A 19952-nucleotide genomic window follows, 5' to 3' on the forward strand; every position below is an offset into this window, starting at 1 on the left:
AATATAACCTGGAAATTTAAGAAGTCAGATCATGGAAAAGATAATTCCGACGCTGGTGTTGCAAGGTGAAACGAATGAATGCGGCTTGGCCTGCATCGCCATGATGGCCGAGATGCAGGGTATCCGTGCGCCGCTGGAAAATTTGCGTGAGCGCTATCCGGCTTCACAACACGGCATCTCGTTGACCACGCTGTGTACTATTATGTCAGAATTGGCCATGCCAGCCTATCCGGTGGCGTTTGAGCATGATGAACTGGCCGAATTGCCGTTGCCTGCCATTTTACATTACGGTGCCAGCCACTATGTACTGCTGGCTTATCGTCAGGAGAATTACGTCTGCGTCATGAATCCGGCGATGGGTCAGCAACTGCTGCCGATAGCGTCTTTAAAACGGGAAATCAGTGGCTATGCGCTGGTGCTGGACAGTGGAGCACAGACCGCTCCCAAGGTGCAGGCTAATGTGAAACGCAGTACGCGTTTCCGTGCTCTGGAGTGCATGAGCCTGAAAGAAACCGCAGGTATGCGCGGTATTTACTGGTTGATGGTGTTGGCATTTCTGATTTCACTTACCCTGTTTATCATGCCAACGATGGTCAGTACCGCCATCAACAAAGTATTCTCCTCGGCAGGGGAAACGGATTTCCCGTATTTCTATTTCCTGTTGGCATTTGTGGTGTCGACTACTCTGGCATTTGCCGTGCGCTGGCTCACCGAACGGTTTGTTAAACGTTTCGTGGTGGTTAACAGCGTGGCGGGTTTCTCGCGCTTACTGAGTAATTCGCTGAACTTTTTCGATAAACGTGCGCCGGGTGAGGTATTCAGCCGTTTTGCCAACTGGCAAATGGCCTCCGGGATTAAAATTGAGTTGGATAACGGCCTGCGTACCGACTGGATCATCGGTGCGATTGCCTTGGCGGTGATGTGTTACATGAGCCCGCTGTTGGCGATGGTGTCGGGTATTGGTGTCACATTGATGGGGTTGGTCAGCGTCTGGGCTATCTATCGTGACCGTTTTTACACGCAGCAGATGCAGGCTAAAACAGCTGAACAGAGTGATTTTATTCTGGAAAGCATTCAGGGTTTTTCCACCATCAAATCGGCCAGCTTGGATAACCAGCGTAAAGGTCTGTTTGCCAAGTATGCACTGTCATTATTCGCCTGCCGTCAGCGGCAAAAAATTTATGAGCAGGTAAAAAGCAGTCTGTATCAGATGATTGGCAGTCTGGAGATGGTGTGCTTTATGTTCCTGGCGTTGCCATTGCTGAAAAACGGCACCATTACGCTGGGTGAGTTCTTTGCCTACAGTTTTGTGCGCCAAATTTTTACCTCGTACATCACCAAAATTTTCTATGCCATTCTGCAAAAGAACCAGCTCCACGTCATCGATACCCGCGCGCGCGATCTGTTCCCTGCCTTACCGGAGCAGAATGGATCAGATGAGGCCATTCCTGCGGCGCTCCCGACGTTCACTGCGCAATTGCGCTATCACAATATTGTTTTTGCTTATGATGCCCAACAACCGGTATTGCAGAGTTTGTCGCTGTCATTGAAATCAGGCCAAAGCATTGCCATTGTGGGGGAGTCTGGAGCAGGTAAAAGCACTTTGCTGAAAGTGATGAGCGGCCTGATGGCGCCGCAGCAAGGTGAGGTGATTGTAGATGGTGAACCGGTTGATTACCGCCAGGTTGGTTCTCTGTTCTTTCTGCAAAGTCAGGAGGATATTTTATTCAATGCCTCGGTGTTGCAAAACATCACGCTGTTTGATGACCAGTTTGATGCGCAGAAATATCGGCAGATTGAGCATTCTCTCAAGGGGCTGAATTTGACTCCGGTGGTGGAAAAGCTGCCGGGTGGCCTGAATGCTCTGATCCGTGAAAGCCATGCCGGGCTGTCATTAGGCCAACGCCAGCGTTTGCTGCTGGCGCGCGCGATGTACAGCGATTGTCCGGTTCTAGTGTTGGATGAACCCACCGCTAATCTGGATGAAGAGACGGCACATCGGGTGATGACTACCTTGCTGGCGCACTGCCGTGAATACCATAAAACACTGATCACCGTTACGCACAGCGAGAGCGTCTTGCCGATGTTCGATCACGTTTATCGTCTGTCCAAGGGGCGCATGGAAAGCGTCTCTACAGAATTTGAGCCTCAACCCACCCTGGCGATGTGCTGATGTTATTGCTCCGCCTCCCCTGATTTTTATATCTTTTTGTTTTTAAAACTCATTATGTTTCTCGGATTACGACCAGATGGCCGTAATCCGAGAGGGTTATACAGAGAGTGCAGGTATCACGTCTGTGGTTTTGGTCACAACATGATTGATTATTTCAAACCCAGCGCTTTGGCGACGCCTGCGCCGTAATCAGGGTGGACTTTGGTAAACAGTTCAACCTGGCGGCGCTGGATCTGCTCCGGCACCTGCGACAGTTCCCCGGCAATGCGGGTAAACATGCGTTGATGCTCTTCGGCGCTCAGCAGATTAAACAGCGCACGCGGCTGGCTGTAGTAATCTTCATCTTCACGATGATTCCAGTGATCTGCCGCACCTTCGATGCTCAACGGTGGTTCGCTGAAATCCGGTTGTTCCTGGAACAAGCCGAAGCTGTTGGGTTCATAGGTTACGCCGTTGCCGCTATTACCATCCACGCGCATGGCTCCATCACGATGGTAGTTATGGAACGGGCATTTTGCCGCGTTAACCGGGATTTGATGGTGGTTGACCCCGAGGCGGTAGCGGTGTGCATCACCGTAAGAGAACAAACGGCCCTGCAACATTCTATCCGGTGAGAAACCGATGCCTGGCACCACGTTGGCCGGGCTCATCGCGACTTGTTCCACTTCCGAGAAATAGTTATCCGGGTTGCGATTGAGTTCGAAGAAGCCAACATCGATTAGTGGGTAATCAGCGTGTGGCCAGACTTTGGTCAGGTCAAACGGGTTATACGGGGTTTGTGAGGCTTCGTGCTCCGGCATGATCTGAACTTGCAGCTTCCAGCGTGGGAAATCGCCTTGCTTGATCGCATCGTACAAATCGCGTTGTGAACTTTCACGGTCTTTGGCGATGATCGCTTCTGCTTCATCATCCATCAGGTTTTCGATGCCTTGTTCGCAGCGGAAGTGGAATTTCACCCAGAAACGCTCGTTATTGGCATTGATAAAACTGAAAGTATGGCTGCCGAAACCGTGCATGTGGCGGTAAGATTTAGGAAGACCACGGTCAGTGAAATCGATGGTCAACTGGTGCAGGGCTTCCGGTAGGTGCGAGAAGAAATCCCATTTGTAGACCGGGTTGCGCAGGTTAGTGTGCGGATCGCGTTTCACTACATGGTTGAGATCGGGGAATTTCAACGGATCGCGCAGATAAAAGACCGGCGTGTCGTTGCCAACCAGATCCCAGTTACCTTCTTCGGTGTAAAATTTTATCGAAAAACCACGGATATCACGTTCTGCATCGGCCGCACCACGCTCACCGGCAACGGTAGAAAAGCGGATGAATAATTCGGTTTTTTTGCCAATGTTAGAGAAGATTTTTGCGCGGGTGTATTGAGTGATGTCATGAGTCACAGTGAAGGTGCCATATGCACCGGAACCTTTAGCGTGCATACGGCGTTCTGGGATCACTTCACGGTCAAAATGCGCCAGCTTTTCCAGGAACCACACGTCTTGTAGCAGCATTGGGCCACGTTTCCCGGCGGTGATCACATTATTATTATTAACAACGGGTGCGCCAGCCGCAGTGGTTAATCCTTTCTTGCTCATTAATTGCTCCTTACTGTGTTGCAGTTAAGTTGAGTACTTCTACTCGGGTGATTTAAGCCATAAAAAAGCGCTAGGCTTGCTGGCTTATATCAATGACATTACTAGTTGTAGCTCTATTATTGACAAGGGGCAAATAGGTACAGGTTATCGTTGCAATACAGGAGTCAAGAATTCTCTTTTCTTATAATTTATTGAAAACTTAGAAAGTTATAACATCGAACTGCTGAGGAACGGGGTTTGCACTGGCTGTTTAAGTGTTCCCTCAGCCCCTTACTCTACGAATGAAATAATTTTGGTAAACAATAGCGTTTGGCAGCGGGTGAAAAGTGGTTTACAGACGTTGGTGTACCCTTCATCTTTCAAGCTATGGTGTCGTTGGCGATCGCTTGAAAGCGATTGGGTGGTTCAAGAATGCAGGAGAAAGCAATGTTAAGGATAGAAATGCTTAGCACCGGTGATGAGGTGCTGCATGGGCAAATTATAGATACCAATGCTGCCTGGCTGGCAGATTATCTGTTCCAGCAGGGATTACCGATGAGTGGGCGTGAAACAGTGGGAGACAGCCTATCTTCGTTGGTAGAAATATTGCAGGAGCGCAGCCATATTGCCGATGTGCTGATCGTCAATGGTGGCCTGGGGCCGACCAGCGACGATCTTAGCGCGTTGGCGGCGGCTAATGCCTGTGGCGTTGAGTTGGTTGAACACCCTGAATGGATTGCACGTATGGAAGCGTATTTCGCCGAGCGTGGCCGCCCGATGGCGGCTTCCAATCGTAAGCAGGCACAGCTCCCGGCCAATGCTGAAATGCTGGATAACCGTGTGGGTACTGCCTGTGGCTTTACGTTGCAGCTTAATAAATGCCGGATGTTTTTCACGCCAGGCGTACCCTCTGAATTCAAAGTGATGGTTGAAGAACAGATTTTACCGCGCCTGCGGCAAAGCATGACGCTGCCGGAGCCGCCGCTGTGCCTGCGTTTAACCACGTTTGGTACGTCAGAAAGCGATCTTGCTGCGGAACTGGATGGCATGACGCTACCGCCAGAGGTGGTGCTGGGGTATCGTTCTTCCAGCCCGATTATTGAATTGAAGCTGACAGGCCCACGTACTCAACAGGCGGCGATGGAACAAGCGTGGGAGCGGGTGCGTAGCGTTGCCGGTGATAACCGGATTTTCGAAGGTATGGTGGGGCTACCAGCTATGTTGGCAGAACGTTTGCAGCAACAAGGGCTGAAGTTGGCGCTCAGTGAGCAGTTCACCGCCGGTTTAATCAATCTGCAATTGCAGAACGAAGCGGCACCGCTGGCGGGTGGTGAATTGTTGCCCGCGCATTGTTCCGAAACGCTGGAAACAGTGTTGGCACGCGCCCAGTCTTTAGCGCAACTTACCGGTGCGCAGTTGGCGCTGGCGGTCAGTGCGATGGAAGGGGAACGCGTTAGTGTTGCTTTGCATACACCAAAAGGCGGTATAGGTCAGACAGTGAACTATCGCGCAGCACGCCATGGCCTACGTTTGCGCCAGGAGTCGGTGGCAATGCTGGCGCTGGATATGCTGCGCCGTTGGTTGAATGGCGAAACAGTGTGCGGAAAAAACAGTTGGCTGGAAATTGTGGAAGTCATCGAGTAACCAATACCGTCATCATGATGGTATATCCCTTATTAATCATGATATTATAAGGGATGTTCGACGTGGTATTATGCTGCTACACGCTTTGCGGGTTGGCAATCTACCAGAAAGATACCACTATCCTGATGTCGTTAACCTGTATGTGAAATGGTGATCGTTGGGCGGGGGAAACCCCGCTTTTGGGTATCTGGACGCGAGTTTCAGGCACCCGATTTTATATTTCCAGCTCAATATCGACCAACGGCATACAGCAGCAGGGCAGAATCTCCCCTTCATTGATAAAGGCCAGCGGCTGTTGGCGATAGGCAACTTTACCTTTCAGTAATTTCATACGGCAGGCACCGCAATAACCGGAACGGCACTGGTATTCCACCGGGACGTCGTGCAGTTCCAGTACCTCAAGCAGGCAGTTTTCACCTTCGGGGCAGGAGAGCTGCGTGCCGGTAGCACGCAGCGTAACGGTTGGCGTCGTTGAGGCGGCCATGGTCGTTTACAACTCGAAATCGCTCAGGTCGTCAGCATTGACCTCTGAGTCAATCTGGCCCACCAGATAAGAACTGACTTCCACTTCCTGCGGTGCCACCTGCACGTTGTCAGACACCAACCAAGCGTTAATCCACGGAATAGGGTTAGAGCGGGTCTGGAATGGCAACTCTAAACCAACGGCCTGCATACGGATATTGGTGATGTACTCTACGTACTGGCACAGAATGTCTTTATTCAAACCAATCATGGAACCATCACGGAACAGGTATTCTGCCCACTCTTTTTCCTGCTGCGCCGCCAGCACAAACAGGTCATAGCAGGCTTGCTGACATTCTACGGCAATCTCTGCCATTTCCGGGTCATCTGCACCTGAACGCATCAGGTTCAGCATATGCTGGGTGCCGGTCAGATGCAGCGCTTCGTCACGGGCGATCAGTTTGATGATTTTGGCATTGCCTTCCATTAACTCACGTTCTGCAAAGGCAAATGAACAGGCGAAGCTGACATAAAAACGGATGGCTTCCAGCGCGTTAACGCTCATCAGGCACAGATAAAGCTGCTTTTTCATCACGCGCAGATTGACGGTAACGGCTTTACCATTGACCTGATGCGTGCCTTCACCCAGCAGATGATAGTAGCTGGTCATTTCGATCAGATCGTCGTAATAGCCGGAAATGTCTTTCGCGCGCTTGAGGATCTCTTCGTTGGTGACAATATCGTCAAACACCAGCGCAGGATCGTTAACGATGTTGCGGATGATGTGTGTGTAAGAACGTGAGTGAATGGTTTCCGAGAATGACCAGGTTTCAACCCAGGTTTCCAGTTCTGGGATCGAAATCAGCGGTAAAAACGCCACGTTCGGGCTGCGGCCCTGAATAGAGTCCAGCAATGTCTGGTATTTCAGGTTACTGATAAAAATGTGTTTTTCATGGTCTGGCAAGGCTTGATAATCGATGCGATCGCGCGAGACATCAACCTCTTCCGGGCGCCAGAAAAAGGAAAGCTGTTTTTCGATCAGCTTTTCAAAAATTTCGTGTTTCTGCTGGTCAAAACGCGCCACGTTGACTGGCTGGCCGAAAAACATCGGCTCAAGCAACTGGTCGTTTTTATTCTGAGAAAAAGTGGTGTAAGCCATAAGCTTGAATCCATGAGTACCGTGCTGAATTGAAGGGGCCGGAAGCGTTCCGGCCCAGAGTGTCAAACCTTAGATCTTGCAGGCGCCGCTTTCACAGTCGTCATCGCCGCCTTTGGCTGGCTGCAAATCTTCCTGGATATCTTCTGCGCCATCGCGGGTATTCTGATAATACAGCGTCTTCACGCCGAACTTGTAAGTGGTGAGCAGGTCTTTCAGCAGCTGCTTCATCGGCACCTTGCCACCAGGGAAACGGGTGGGATCATAGTTGGTGTTAGCCGAGATCGACTGATCGATAAATTTCTGCATCAGGCCAACCAGTTGCAGATAGCCATCGTTGTTCGGCATTTCCCACAGCAGTTCGTAATCGTTTTTCAGACGTTCGTACTCAGGCACCACCTGGCGCAGAATACCGTCTTTCGAGGCTTTGATACTGATATGGCCGCGTGGTGGCTCAATACCGTTGGTGGCGTTGGAAATCTGCGAAGAAGTTTCCGACGGCATCAACGCAGACAGCGTTGAGTTACGCAGACCCGTTTTCTTAATCTCTTGACGCAGGGTTTCCCAGTCATAATGCAGAGGTTCGTTGCAGACGGCATCCAAATCTTTTTTGTAGGTGTCGATCGGCAAGATACCTTGCGAATAGGTGGTTTCATGGAACCACGGGCATGCCCCTTGTTCCTGCGCCAGACGGTTCGAGGCTTTCAGCAGGTAATACTGGATAGCTTCAAAGGTTCTGTGGGTCAGGTTGTTGGCGCTGCCATCGGAATAACGCACGCCGTTCTTCGCCAGATAATAGGCGTAGTTGATCACGCCGATACCCAAGGTCCGGCGGCCCATTGCGCCATGCCGGGCGGCCAGAATCGGGTAATCCTGGTAATCCAGCAGCGCATCAAGCGCACGCACGGCCAGAGTGGCCAGTTCTTCCAGATCGTCCAGGCTATCAATGGCACCCAGGTTGAAAGCAGACAGCGTACACAGGGCTATTTCGCCATTTTCGTCGTTCACATCGTCCAGGGGCTTGGTCGGCAGGGCAATTTCCAGGCACAGGTTAGATTGGCGCACCGGTGCGACCTGCGGATCAAACGGGCTGTGGGTGTTGCAGTGATCGACGTTCTGAATGTAGATACGGCCAGTAGACGCACGTTCCTGCATCATCAGCGAGAACAGCTCAACGGCCTTCACGCGTTGTTGGCGGATGCTGCTGTCTTTTTCGTATCGGGTGTACAGGCGTTCGAACTCATCCTGATCGGCGAAGAAGGCATCGTACAACCCTGGAACATCCGACGGGCTGAACAGGGTAATGTCTTCATTTTTGATCAGGCGCTGATACATCAAACGGTTGATCTGCACGCCGTAATCCATATGGCGCACGCGGTTGCCTTCAACACCACGGTTATTTTTCAGTACCAGCAGGCTTTCCACTTCCAGATGCCACATCGGGTAGAACAAGGTAGCCGCACCGCCGCGAACACCGCCCTGAGAACAGGATTTCACGGCGGTCTGGAAATGCTTGTAGAACGGGATACAGCCGGTATGGAAAGCTTCACCGCCGCGGATCGGGCTACCCAGTGCGCGGATGCGGCCAGCGTTGATACCGATTCCTGCCCGCTGTGAAACGTATTTCACAATGGCGCTGGAGGTGGCGTTGATGGAATCCAGGCTATCGCCGCATTCAATCAAGACACAAGAACTGAACTGACGGGTTGGAGTACGTACACCGGCCATGATCGGCGTAGGTAACGAAATCTTGAAAGTGGAAATCGCATCATAGAAACGTTTTATATAATCCAGACGGGTTTCACGTGGGTAGCCAGAAAACAGGCAGGCAGCGACCAACATATACAAAAACTGCGCACTTTCGTAGATCTCACCGCTGACGCGGTTCTGCACCAGATATTTCCCTTCCAGCTGTTTAACCGCAGCATAAGAGAAATTCATATCACGCCAGTGATCGATAAAGGAGTCCATCTGCTCGAATTCTTCGGCCGTGTAGTCTTCCAGCAGATGTTTATCGTATTTGCCCATCTCTACCAGGCGCGCCACGTGAGCATACAGTTTGGGCGGTTCAAACTGGCCATAGGCTTTTTTACGCAGATGGAAGATAGCCAAACGAGCGGCGAGATACTGATAATCCGGCGCATCGCGGGAGATCAGATCGGCGGCGGCTTTGATGATGGTTTCATGGATATCAGCGGTTTTGATGCCGTCATAAAACTGAATATGTGAACGCAACTCTACTTGCGATACCGAGACGTTGTGTAACCCTTCTGCGGCCCAGTCGATGACCCGGTGAATTTTGTCGAGGTTGATGCGTTCTTTGCGGCCATCGCGTTTAGTTACAAGCAGACTTTGGTTCATTTTTTACCTGTCCGTATGATGCCCCTAGGCAGAAGTGTAGTCGCTTCGCTCAGTATGTAAACACTATATATAGGGGCTGTGTGTCAATGGAATAACAAGATAGTGATAAAACTGAGGATTTGCAAGTGAACAAAATCGATCGATTTTGTGGATAACTTGGGGGTGAAATGTGGCTGCTTTTGCCAAATGCGCGCTGTGACTGGCGCGGCAAGCTTGTTAATAAATGGGATAAGATTGCGCTGAGATAGAGAAAATCATGATCGTTTGCCGCTTTATTAAACATTGGTAAAAAGTGGCAGATTGATCTGAGTAAATATTCCTAAAGGCTGCTTACATCGCATTTTTTGATCGAAACCGGGTAAATGACGTATTTATCTTATGTTTTCAACGCCAGCGGAGCCAGCTCAAAGCCAGCTCCGAAAAGGGTACAGCCAGATTAGCCTTCGTGTTGGGTATGAATCATATAATTCACATCAACATTGTGGCCAAGCTTGAAACGATCGGTGATTGGATTGTAATGCAGGCCAGTCATATGCTTTTCACGCAGCGGAGTGCCATCAACCCAGCCAATCAGCTCAGAAGGGCGGATGAACTTTTTATGGTCGTGTGTACCCTGTGGCACCATTTTGAGCAGGTATTCCGCCCCAATCACCGCCATCAGCCAGGCTTTGGTATTGCGGTTGATGGTGGAGAAAAACACATGGCCGCCTGGTTTCACCAAGTGAGCACAGGCGCGAATCACAGAAGCTGGATCGGGAACGTGTTCAAGCATTTCCATACAGGTGACGATGTCATACTGCTGGGGGTGAGCCTGAGCATGACTTTCTACTGTTTCCTGAACGTAAGTGACATTGATGCCGCTTTCCAGCGCATGCAGGCGCGCGACCTGCAACGGTTCTGCGCCCATATCCAGGCCAGTGACGGAAGCGCCTTCACGTGCCATGCTTTCTGCCAGAATGCCGCCGCCGCAGCCGACATCAAGCACTTTTTGGGCAAAAATGCCGCCTGCACGTTGCATGATGTAATTCAGACGCAGTGGGTTGATGCGGTGCAAGGGTTTGAATTCACCTTCCAGATCCCACCAGCGCGAGGCCACGGCCTCAAACTTGGCGATTTCCTGATGATCGACATTCTGCACGTGGCGAGATGATTCTGCATTCATGGGCGTTATTGGCTCCTTGTTCTCTATTACGCGGATTATACATGTTCCAGCGCGGTGGACGCAGTGCTGTCGTTGCCGAGGCATTTTTTACCGCAGACAAAAACAGAATAACCAGTAAACCCTGCTGGTCATTCTCAAATAGACGCTAAGTTGCAGGGTATATTTTCCCGTAAAGCGCGCTTTGTGATATAGTTTTACACCTTTGGCACTATGCCAGGGCAGATGAACCATTCAGTATGAGGGATAGCAGCTCCATGAGCGATCTTGCCAGAGAAATCACACCGGTAAATATCGAAGAAGAGCTGAAAAGCTCGTATCTGGATTACGCGATGTCCGTTATTGTCGGGCGTGCGCTACCAGATGTTCGTGATGGACTGAAGCCAGTACACCGTCGCGTTTTGTACGCGATGAATGTATTGGGTAACGACTGGAATAAACCCTATAAAAAATCGGCCCGTGTCGTTGGGGACGTCATCGGTAAATACCATCCGCACGGTGACAGTGCGGTTTACGATACCATTGTTCGCATGGCCCAGCCGTTCTCGCTGCGCTATATGCTGGTGGACGGCCAGGGTAACTTCGGTTCTGTTGATGGCGACTCCGCCGCGGCAATGCGTTACACCGAAGTGCGTATGTCGAAAATCGCTCACGAACTGCTGGCGGATCTGGAAAAAGAGACCGTCGATTTCGTGCCGAACTACGACGGTACCGAGCAGATCCCGGCAGTTATGCCGACTAAAATTCCTAACTTGCTGGTCAACGGCTCGTCCGGTATTGCTGTAGGGATGGCCACTAACATTCCGCCGCACAACCTGTCTGAGGTGATCAGCGGCTGCCTGGCCTATATCAATGATGAGAACATCAGCATTGAAGGCTTAATGGAACACATTCCTGGCCCGGATTTCCCAACGGCGGCGATCATCAATGGCCGCCGTGGCATTGAAGAAGCCTATCGTACCGGCCGCGGCAAAGTGTATATCCGCGCCCGTGCTGAAGTAGAGGCCGACGCCAAAACGGGCCGTGAAACCATCATCGTGCATGAAATTCCTTATCAGGTGAATAAAGCTCGCCTGATCGAGAAAATTGCCGAGTTGGTGAAAGAGAAACGTGTTGAAGGCATCAGCGCGCTGCGTGACGAGTCTGATAAAGACGGGATGCGCATCGTGATTGAGGTTAAACGCGACGCGGTAGGCGAAGTGGTGTTGAATAACCTGTATTCGCTGACTCAGCTACAGGTGACCTTTGGTATCAACATGGTGGCGCTGCATCAGGGCCAGCCAAGGTTGTTGAACCTGAAAGATATTCTGAAGGCATTTGTTCGCCATCGCCGTGAAGTAGTGACTCGCCGTACCATTTTTGAACTGCGTAAGGCCCGCGATCGCGCGCATATTCTGGAAGCCTTGGCGATCGCGTTAGCCAACATCGATCCGATTATCGAATTGATCCGCCGTGCGCCAACGCCAGCCGAAGCGAAAGTGGCTTTAGTCGCGCAGCCATGGGAGTTGGGTAATGTAGCCGCTATGTTGGAGCGCGCTGGTGATGACGCGGCCCGCCCAGAGTGGCTGGAGCCGGAGTTCGGTATCCGCGATGGTAAATATTATCTGACCGAGCAGCAGGCGCAGGCGATTCTGGATCTGCGTTTGCAGAAACTGACCGGTCTGGAACACGAGAAACTGCTGGACGAATATAAAGAACTGTTAGGCGTGATCGCTGAGCTGATCTTTATTCTGGAAAACCCGGATCGCTTGATGGAAGTGATCCGTGAAGAGCTGGAAGCCGTTCGCGATCAGTTTGGTGACCAGCGCCGTACTGAAATTACCGCCAATACTTCTGATATCAACATCGAAGATCTGATCAATCAGGAAGATGTGGTGGTGACGCTGTCGCATCAGGGCTACGTGAAGTACCAGCCGTTGACCGATTATGAAGCGCAGCGCCGTGGCGGTAAAGGCAAGTCTGCTGCCCGTATTAAAGAAGAAGACTTTATTGATCGCCTGCTGGTGGCCAATACCCACGATACGATCCTGTGTTTCTCCAGCCGTGGCCGTTTGTATTGGATGAAGGTGTATCAATTGCCAGAGGCCAGCCGTGGTGCGCGTGGCCGCCCTATCGTCAACCTGTTGCCGCTGGAAGCTAATGAACGTATTACCGCGATCCTGCCGGTGCGTGAGTATGAAGAAGGGCGCCATGTGTTTATGGCTACCGCCAGCGGTACGGTGAAGAAAACAGCACTGGTTGAGTTCAGCCGTCCGCGCAGTGCGGGCATTATCGCCGTTAACCTCAATGAAGGTGACGAACTGATTGGGGTGGATCTGACCGATGGCAGCAACGAAGTCATGCTGTTCTCTTCCAACGGTAAAGTGGTGCGCTTCCCTGAAGGGCAGGTGCGTTCAATGGGCCGTACTGCGACCGGCGTTCGTGGGATCAACCTCGGCGAAGGTGACAGCGTAGTCTCCTTGATCATCCCGCGTGGTGAAGGCGACATCCTGACGGTGACGCAGAATGGCTACGGTAAACGTACGGCAGCCACTGAATATCCGACCAAATCGCGTGCGACTCAAGGAGTTATCTCGATCAAAGTGAGCGAGCGTAATGGCCGGGTGGTCGGTGCGGTTCAGGTAGAAACTACCGATCAGATCATGATGATTACCGATGCGGGGACTTTGGTGCGTACCCGTGTTGCGGAAGTCAGCGTGGTTGGCCGTAATACCCAGGGTGTGACGCTGATCCGTACCACTGAAGATGAAAATGTCGTTGGCCTGCAACGCGTCGCTGAACCGGTTGAAGATGAAGAACTGGACAGCCTTGAACCTGGTGTTGTGGAAGAAGATAATACGCCGCTTGACGACGGTGACGATGTCATGCCTGACGATATGGATGACGAAAACGCATAAGTATTGCCGTAGGTAGCGTGGGTTCGGCCCCTTACCCTCGGCGAAACCAAGGGCCTGGCAGCGATGCTAGGCCCTTTTTCAGTTATATGGTTTAATTGCCGATATACTCGTCATGCGACTCGAATTATTTAGAGTATATCGTCCAACGGTGTTTTCCGGCATCGTCACTTTTATTATCAACAGGCGCATTTCTGCTCATTTGGGTATGGTATCCGATTGAAATATTTAGCCTCTTTCCGTACCACGTTAAAGATTTCCCGTTATCTGTTCCGGGTACTGGCACTTATGCTGTGGTCGCTGGGTGCGTTGCTGACGACTTTTTATATTTTGAATATTTTGCAGGATCAGGAGTCGGATATCCGGCAGGAATTCAATCTGAACTTCGATCAGGCCCAAAGTTATATTCGCCACTCCTCCGACATCATTCGTGATATCAAATATATGGCAGAAAACCGTCTCAATGGTTCGGTCGGCGATCTGGATATGTTTAGCGGCGCGATGAGTGGCAAAAATACTCAGCCAGAGCTGATACCGCTTTTCCCTGAATCCAACTGTGTTCTCACTCCTCCTAGCCATGATTCACTCAATGCGCTGAATAGTCTGATTCAATACTGGAAAGAAAACTTTGTTGCAGCCTACGATCTCAACCGCGTGTTTTTCATTGGCGGTGACAGCCTGTGCATGGCGGAGTTCGGCAGTGTTAATGGTGCGGCTGTTCGGCAGGAGATGCTGAAATCGTTACGTGAGCAGGTGTTGAAATACCGTAATGCGAGTAGCCCGGATAAAGACAGTAATTATTACTGGATAACGCCTAGCGAACAGCGGCCAGATATGGGTTATCTGTATGTGATGACGCCGATTTATATTGGTAACAAGTTAGAAGCATTGTTAGGCATTGAGCAAACCATCCGTCTTGAAGATTTTATTACGTCGAGCAACCTGCCGGTTGGCGTGACGCTGCTGGATGAGGGCTATAGCCCGTTGTTGCGCCTGGTAAATGGGGAACATTCTGCCTCTGCACTTTCTGCTTATCCACAGGTGCAGGCGTATTTTGGTTATGTTGATGGTTATCATGAACTGATCATGAAGAAGGCATTACCACCATCATCGCTCAGTATCGTGTATGCCTTGCCAGTAAAAAGTGTGGCAGAGCGTTTTAAGGTATTGCTCCTTAATGCAGTACTGTTAAATTTGCTGTCAGCCATCGTCTTGTTCAGCCTGGCCTGGCTGTTTGAACGCAAGATGTTTTTGCCTGCGGAAGAAAATGCCTTCCGGCTGGAAGAACATGAGCAGTTTAACCACAAGATTGTGGCATCGGCACCGGTAGGGATCTGTATTCTGCGCATCAGTGACGGTAGCAATATCCTGAGTAACGAACTGGCGCACAACTATCTCAATCTGCTGACCCACGAAGATCGCGAACGCATTACACGGATTATCTGTGAGCAGCAGGCGAATTTTGTGGATGTGATGACCAGTAATAACAACAATCTGCAAATCAGTTTTGTGCATTCCCGCTATCGCAATGAAGATGTGGCCATTTGCGTGTTGGTTGATGTCAGCGCCCGCGTGAAGATGGAAGAGTCATTGCAGGAGATGGCGGCGGCGGCGGAACAGGCCAGCCAATCCAAATCGATGTTCCTGGCCACCGTCAGCCATGAGTTGCGAACGCCGCTCTACGGGATTATTGGTAATCTGGATTTGCTACAGACCAAGGAACTGCCACAAGGGGTGGAACGTTTGGTTAATGCGATGAACAATTCATCGGGGCTGCTGCTGAAAATCATCAGCGACATACTGGATTTCTCCAAGATTGAGTCTGAGCAACTGAAAATTGAGCCGCGTGAATTTTCTTGTTTGGAAGTGCTCACGCATATTGCTGGCAACTATCTGCCGTTAGTGGTGAAAAAACACCTTGGGCTGTACTGCTTTATCGAACAAAACGTCCCTGAGCGTATTTATGGCGACCCGGTGCGTTTGCAGCAGGTTTTATCTAACCTGTTGAGCAATGCCATTAAATTTACCGATACCGGCTGTATTATCCTTCAGGTCAATACTTGCAACAATTATCTGGAATTCAGCGTGCGTGATACGGGCGTGGGTATTCCAGAAAAGGAAATTCCCCGCCTGTTTGATCCATTTTTCCAGGTTGGCAGCGGAGTGCAGCGCCACTTTCAAGGCACCGGCCTGGGATTGGCAATCTGTGAGAAATTGATCAACCTGATGGATGGTGATATTGCCGTGGATTCTGAGCCGGGGCTGGGTAGCCTGTTTACCATCCGTATTCCCTTGTTCGGCGCACAGTTCTCGCTGCCGCAGGCCAGCGATATCTGGCTGGGGCAAACTCTCTGGCTGCAAATTCGCAACCAGCGGCTAGAAAACTATTTAATGACCCTCCTGGGGGGATATGGTGCCACGGTGCTGCGCTATGAAGAGCAAGAGACATTGGCGGGTGACGTTCTGCTCAGCGACTATCCACTGCAAATAGCGACGCCATTATTGGCACAAATTGAGTTTTCTATTGGGCATATCGGGCCAGCATTGGAAGCGCATTCAGGTTACTGGGTACACAGCACCTCTACGTTGCGGGATACCTTTGTGCTACTGAACCGTCTGTTTGGTGTCGATAACGACCAGAATAAGCCTTTGATATCGCTGCCATTACCAGAGAAAGCCAGCACGGTAGACGTGGACAACGGTGATATTCGTTTGCTGGTGGTGGACGACCATCCAATCAACCGCCGTTTGTTATCGGATCAACTGATATCGCTGGGTTATCAGGTTATTACGGCAAACGACGGCGTCGATGCCTTAGGAGTATTAGGTCACAATACGGTGGATATTATACTGACGGATGTCAACATGCCGAATATGGATGGTTATCGTTTGACGCAGCGCCTGCGCCAATTGCAGGTTACCGGGCCGGTTATTGGCGTGACGGCCAATGCTTTGGCGGAAGAGAAACAGCGCTGTATTGAAGCCGGAATGGATCATTGCCTGTCGAAACCGGTAACGCTGGAGACTTTGAGCCAGACATTGTCTTATTACAGCCAACAGGTGCGCCAAAGCCGCGTTGAGCAGGAGCCCGCTGAATAGAAGATCAAAGGGCACATGATAAGTGTGCCCTTTGTGTGGCTGTAGAAGCGCTAGTCTTTATCTAACTGTGTCATGCTGACGGATGACAGGTAGTTAAGCAGGGCAATATCATTATCAACGCCTAACTTCATCATCGCTGATTTTTTCTGACTGCTGATGGTTTTGATACTGCGGTTCAGCTTTTTGGCGATCTCGGTCACCAGGAAACCTTCAGCAAACAGGCGCAATACTTCACTTTCTTTTGGAGAAAGGCGCTTGTCGCCGTAGCCGCTGGCACTGATTTTTTCCAGCAGTTTGGAGACGCTTTCTGGCGTGAACTTCTTACCTTTCTGTAGTGCGGCCAGTGCTTTAGGCAAATCGGTAGGCGCGCCCTGTTTCAGCACGATACCATCAATGTCTAAATCCAACACAGCGCTGAGAATGGCTGGGTTATTGTTCATGGTCAGAACAATGATCGATAACTGTGGATAGTGGCGTTTGATATATTTAATCAGCGTAATGCCGTCGCCATATTTATCGCCTGGCATCGAAAGATCGGTGATCAATACGTTAGCGTCCAGTTTGGACAGATTGTTGATCAGTGCTGTTGAGTCTTCAAACTCCCCAACGACATTTACCCATTCAATTTGCTCAAGTGACTTCCTGATGCCAAACAGTACGATAGGATGGTCATCAGCAATAATTACATTCAGGTTATTCATGTTGTTGGCTACCTTGCTGTAGCAGTCTACTGACGAAAAAATCAATCTGACTGATGTTATTCTCAATCTTAAGTGCATCACCGTCTGCGATGTGCTGTTCTAACGATTCACACAATTGCTTGCCGGGAAGCAGATTTAGCATAGCAAACACACCTTTCAGGCGGTGTGCAACTTGAGACAGAGCCATAAAATCAACGCTGTCTGCTTCAGTATACAGTTTTTTGACATCATCGGGTACTGTCTCAACAAACAAACCGTAGTAATCACTTGATTTCAATTGTTTTTCATAGCGTTGAATATCTTCTGCAACCAAAGAAAGGGGGTCTGTATTCTGATCTTGCATCGCCATCTGCTGTTCAATGAGCGTTAGAATAGCGTCGATCATGGCCCCACGCAGATTATAGTTTACCCGGATGTAGCCTTTACTGAGCTGCTGCCAGCCAATCTCATCGCTGGTTAGCAGTAGCATAGCATCATCGGTTTGCTGCGGATTATCCGTGAGCAGCACGTCATAATCGTGGTTGAGCTGGCGATCATCAGCCATGATGCAATTAGCGCCATAGGCGTTCAACAAATAAGTGACAATACTGCGGATCTCCTCTGAAGTGATATCCAGCAGTATCGTGACGCCATCCAGCAATTTTTCGGCGGCTTCTTCTTTCGTTTCCATTGCCATCGCGATGCGGATGGTATAACGCGTACCGATATCGGCTTTACTGCGAATGTCTAACTGACCATTAAGTTTCTTGCATAATTGATGGCACAGAAAGAACGTGAGTCCCGAACCTTGATTAAAGCGATCGGCCTGCGTTTGGCTGAGAAAAGGATAGGTCAAGTTACTGATTTCCTCATTGGAGATCCCCGCACCAGTATCGTTGATATGGAATATCAAATGTTCTGGGTAGTTGGCTTCATGTTCCACCAGCAGCGAAATCTTACCGTAGGGGGTTGTGATAATGGCATAGTGGATCAGCAACGAAATGATTTTACGCAGTGCATGAACATCGCCAATGTACTGTTGGTCCACATCAAGGTGAAAATGGTTAAACAGCGTCAATCCTTTCTGATTGATCGCTGGCAAGGCACTTTGCAGCAGCTCGTCGATCAGGGCCGAAGGGCGGAAAGGTTGGTGTTCAGGCTGCCATTCCTGTGTTTCTAGCCGGGTGAGCAGGGTGATGTTATCGATCAGATCCAATACTGACGTCGAAGTCAGAGCCAACCGATCGAACAAGATTTGCTGTTGTTCTTGATCTGGTGTTGGCTGGGCGTGCAGCCGTTGGGCGAGCTCGTGTATCTGTTGCATTGGCTGATTGAGTTCAATGCCCAAATTATGCAGCATCAGTTTGCGTGCCTGAACGTTTTTATCGTATTCGCTGCGGGCCAGTTGCAACCTTTTACTCACCATCACTTCTTTGTTCTGATCGTTTAATAGGAACAGGTAGGTTTCTGGGGATAATTGGCTGCGGAAAATCCGAATTTCATAGACTTCGTTATTTACCGTGGCTTGAATGATGCCATGATGTTGTTCCGCCATATTCGCAATTTTTTGCAGGCTGAGATGCGGCAGCAGGTGCTCGGCAACTTTGTTGCTGGTAATGACACTATTGTTCGCAAAGTTATACACCAACAATCCAGAGGGAAGGCTGGCGACGATTTCCCGGTTCAACATACGTTCTTCCCCCAACTCTGCGGCCATGTTTTCGCTTGGCCGGATATATTGTTGGCGAATAAAGTAAATGCCTACCATCGATAGCACGAATAACAGCAGATTGACCATCAGCAACCAGAGGTTATTACGTAGCAGATCAAGCGCCAAATTGATGACAGAAACGCGGTAAACCAGTTTTAATGGTGCGTTTGGCAGCGCAGCGCTGAACTCAACCGAACTGCCTTTCCACACGATTCTGGTGTCAGCGGCGGTTTCACTTGGCGCGGCGTTTTCATCGATATCGTCGCTGTCAGGTTGCAACAGGAAGCTGGAGCGCACCATGTTGAGAGGGATAACGTCGTTAATGGGGAGCTCAAAGGCGATCACCGTAGCGAGATGCCCCGGTTGGTTAAACGTGGTACGAAGCGAGAATGAATAGGCATTCTGAAAACGTTGCTTGCGCAGGCCCGAAAAACTTTCCCGTTCGTCTAACGTATTGACCTGTTGCAACATTTCTGCCCGGTGATCCGATGCGGAAGTGGTGAGGTAATTTTCCTTCAAGCGTGAAGTCAGCTCTTTTAGCGACTGAGTGGTCACCAGGCTCAGACTGTTATCCTGCCCATTAAGGTAGTACATCGCATAGTTTTCGGTTTTTGCTCCCCAACGCATATCGAGGAAATCCGCAATATTGGCGATCATCGCCAACGTACTATTTTCATGGCTACCAAAGATCACAGCATCGGTTTTTTTGCTCGATTTTTCAACGTAATAAACGTCTGGGCGCAGGCGAGTTTCCTGTAGGTTGTGCTCAACAGGCGGCGTGTTACCAAACTTGTCGTAAATCTGGTAGGTGAGATAACGATAGTTATCGATCCGCTTTTGCAGGGCATTGGCAATGGTATTGATGGCGTACTTTTTTTCTACCAGGTAGGCGTTGGTATAATTGTACCCGTACAGGCCAACGGCAACAGCCAGCAATACGATAAATAGCCAGAAACTGCGGGTGATATAGCTGGAACTGATAGTCAGTTGTTTACTTTGCATTATACCCTTCGTATTTGAAGCTATAGCAGATGTTGGTGATGCTTGC

At 50.2% G+C, this 19952-nt stretch carries 11 protein-coding genes; 4 read left to right on the forward strand and 7 right to left on the reverse strand.

Features of this window, described 5'->3' with window-relative positions:
* The first annotated feature begins 31 nt into the window (after positions 1 to 31).
* The gene (locus Z042_RS12560; protein ID WP_024911386.1) at positions 32 to 2173 is read left to right on the forward strand and encodes a peptidase domain-containing ABC transporter; all 2142 of its coding nucleotides are present in this window, start codon (positions 32 to 34) and stop codon (positions 2171 to 2173) included.
* Between the two features lie 149 nt (positions 2174 to 2322).
* On the opposite strand, the gene katA is transcribed toward Z042_RS12560, so the two are convergent.
* The gene (gene katA, locus Z042_RS12565; RefSeq protein WP_024911385.1) at positions 2323 to 3759 is read right to left on the reverse strand and encodes a catalase KatA; all 1437 of its coding nucleotides are present in this window, start codon (positions 3757 to 3759) and stop codon (positions 2323 to 2325) included.
* A gap of 426 nt (positions 3760 to 4185) precedes the next feature.
* Here katA and Z042_RS12570 point away from each other — a divergent pair, with 426 nt between their 5' ends.
* Entirely contained in the window at positions 4186 to 5382 is a 1197-nt protein-coding gene (locus Z042_RS12570) for a nicotinamide mononucleotide deamidase-related protein YfaY (RefSeq protein WP_024911384.1), read from the forward strand.
* Between the two features lie 214 nt (positions 5383 to 5596).
* On the opposite strand, the gene yfaE is transcribed toward Z042_RS12570, so the two are convergent.
* The 4 genes from yfaE to ubiG all read right to left on the reverse strand — a co-directional run bounded on the left by yfaE (position 5597) and on the right by ubiG (position 10523).
* On the reverse strand, positions 5597 to 5866 hold the full coding sequence (gene yfaE, locus Z042_RS12575; protein ID WP_024911383.1) for a class I ribonucleotide reductase maintenance protein YfaE: 270 nt from the start codon (positions 5864 to 5866) through the stop codon (positions 5597 to 5599).
* Between the two features lie 6 nt (positions 5867 to 5872).
* On the reverse strand, positions 5873 to 7003 hold the full coding sequence (gene nrdB / locus Z042_RS12580; protein ID WP_024911382.1) for a class Ia ribonucleoside-diphosphate reductase subunit beta: 1131 nt from the start codon (positions 7001 to 7003) through the stop codon (positions 5873 to 5875).
* Between the two features lie 69 nt (positions 7004 to 7072).
* Positions 7073 to 9361, reverse strand: coding sequence for a class 1a ribonucleoside-diphosphate reductase subunit alpha (gene nrdA / locus Z042_RS12585; protein WP_024911381.1), 2289 nt, complete (start codon positions 9359 to 9361; stop codon positions 7073 to 7075).
* Between the two features lie 436 nt (positions 9362 to 9797).
* Positions 9798 to 10523 carry a bifunctional 2-polyprenyl-6-hydroxyphenol methylase/3-demethylubiquinol 3-O-methyltransferase UbiG gene (ubiG, locus tag Z042_RS12590; RefSeq protein WP_024911380.1) on the reverse strand — a complete coding sequence of 242 codons (726 nt, stop codon included), beginning with the start codon at positions 10521 to 10523 and terminating at the stop codon, positions 9798 to 9800.
* A 254-nt stretch (positions 10524 to 10777) separates the two neighbouring features.
* Here ubiG and gyrA point away from each other — a divergent pair, with 254 nt between their 5' ends.
* On the forward strand, positions 10778 to 13417 hold the full coding sequence (gene gyrA, locus Z042_RS12595; protein ID WP_024911379.1) for a DNA topoisomerase (ATP-hydrolyzing) subunit A: 2640 nt from the start codon (positions 10778 to 10780) through the stop codon (positions 13415 to 13417).
* A 216-nt stretch (positions 13418 to 13633) separates the two neighbouring features.
* The gene (gene rcsC / locus Z042_RS12600; protein WP_024911378.1) at positions 13634 to 16513 is read left to right on the forward strand and encodes a two-component system sensor histidine kinase RcsC; all 2880 of its coding nucleotides are present in this window, start codon (positions 13634 to 13636) and stop codon (positions 16511 to 16513) included.
* 50 nt (positions 16514 to 16563) lie between these two features.
* On the opposite strand, the gene rcsB is transcribed toward rcsC, so the two are convergent.
* Both rcsB and rcsD read right to left on the reverse strand, forming a co-directional pair.
* Positions 16564 to 17214, reverse strand: a complete 651-nt coding sequence (rcsB, locus tag Z042_RS12605; RefSeq protein ID WP_024911377.1) for a response regulator transcription factor RcsB — start codon at positions 17212 to 17214, stop codon at positions 16564 to 16566.
* On the reverse strand, positions 17207 to 19906 hold the full coding sequence (gene rcsD, locus Z042_RS12610; RefSeq protein WP_024911376.1) for a phosphotransferase RcsD: 2700 nt from the start codon (positions 19904 to 19906) through the stop codon (positions 17207 to 17209). The genes rcsB and rcsD overlap by 8 nt, the downstream gene beginning before the upstream one ends.
* Positions 19907 to 19952 lie beyond the last annotated feature (46 nt).

This window comes from Chania multitudinisentens RB-25, from assembly GCF_000520015.2.
Classification (GTDB): Bacteria; Pseudomonadota; Gammaproteobacteria; order Enterobacterales; family Enterobacteriaceae; genus Chania; species Chania multitudinisentens.

Bases quoted from the DNA above. Each gene is read 5' to 3' on its own strand.
- Z042_RS12560 (WP_024911386.1), top strand. From the start codon at position 32: ATGGAAAAGATAATTCCGACGCTGGTGTTGCAAGGTGAAACGAATGAA.
- katA (WP_024911385.1), bottom strand. From the start codon at position 3,759: ATGAGCAAGAAAGGATTAACCACTGCGGCTGGCGCACCCGTTGTTAAT.
- Z042_RS12570 (WP_024911384.1), top strand. From the start codon at position 4,186: ATGTTAAGGATAGAAATGCTTAGCACCGGTGATGAGGTGCTGCATGGG.
- yfaE (WP_024911383.1), bottom strand. From the start codon at position 5,866: ATGGCCGCCTCAACGACGCCAACCGTTACGCTGCGTGCTACCGGCACG.
- nrdB (WP_024911382.1), bottom strand. From the start codon at position 7,003: ATGGCTTACACCACTTTTTCTCAGAATAAAAACGACCAGTTGCTTGAG.
- nrdA (WP_024911381.1), bottom strand. From the start codon at position 9,361: ATGAACCAAAGTCTGCTTGTAACTAAACGCGATGGCCGCAAAGAACGC.
- ubiG (WP_024911380.1), bottom strand. From the start codon at position 10,523: ATGAATGCAGAATCATCTCGCCACGTGCAGAATGTCGATCATCAGGAA.
- gyrA (WP_024911379.1), top strand. From the start codon at position 10,778: ATGAGCGATCTTGCCAGAGAAATCACACCGGTAAATATCGAAGAAGAG.
- rcsB (WP_024911377.1), bottom strand. From the start codon at position 17,214: ATGAATAACCTGAATGTAATTATTGCTGATGACCATCCTATCGTACTG.
- rcsD (WP_024911376.1), bottom strand. From the start codon at position 19,906: ATGCAAAGTAAACAACTGACTATCAGTTCCAGCTATATCACCCGCAGT.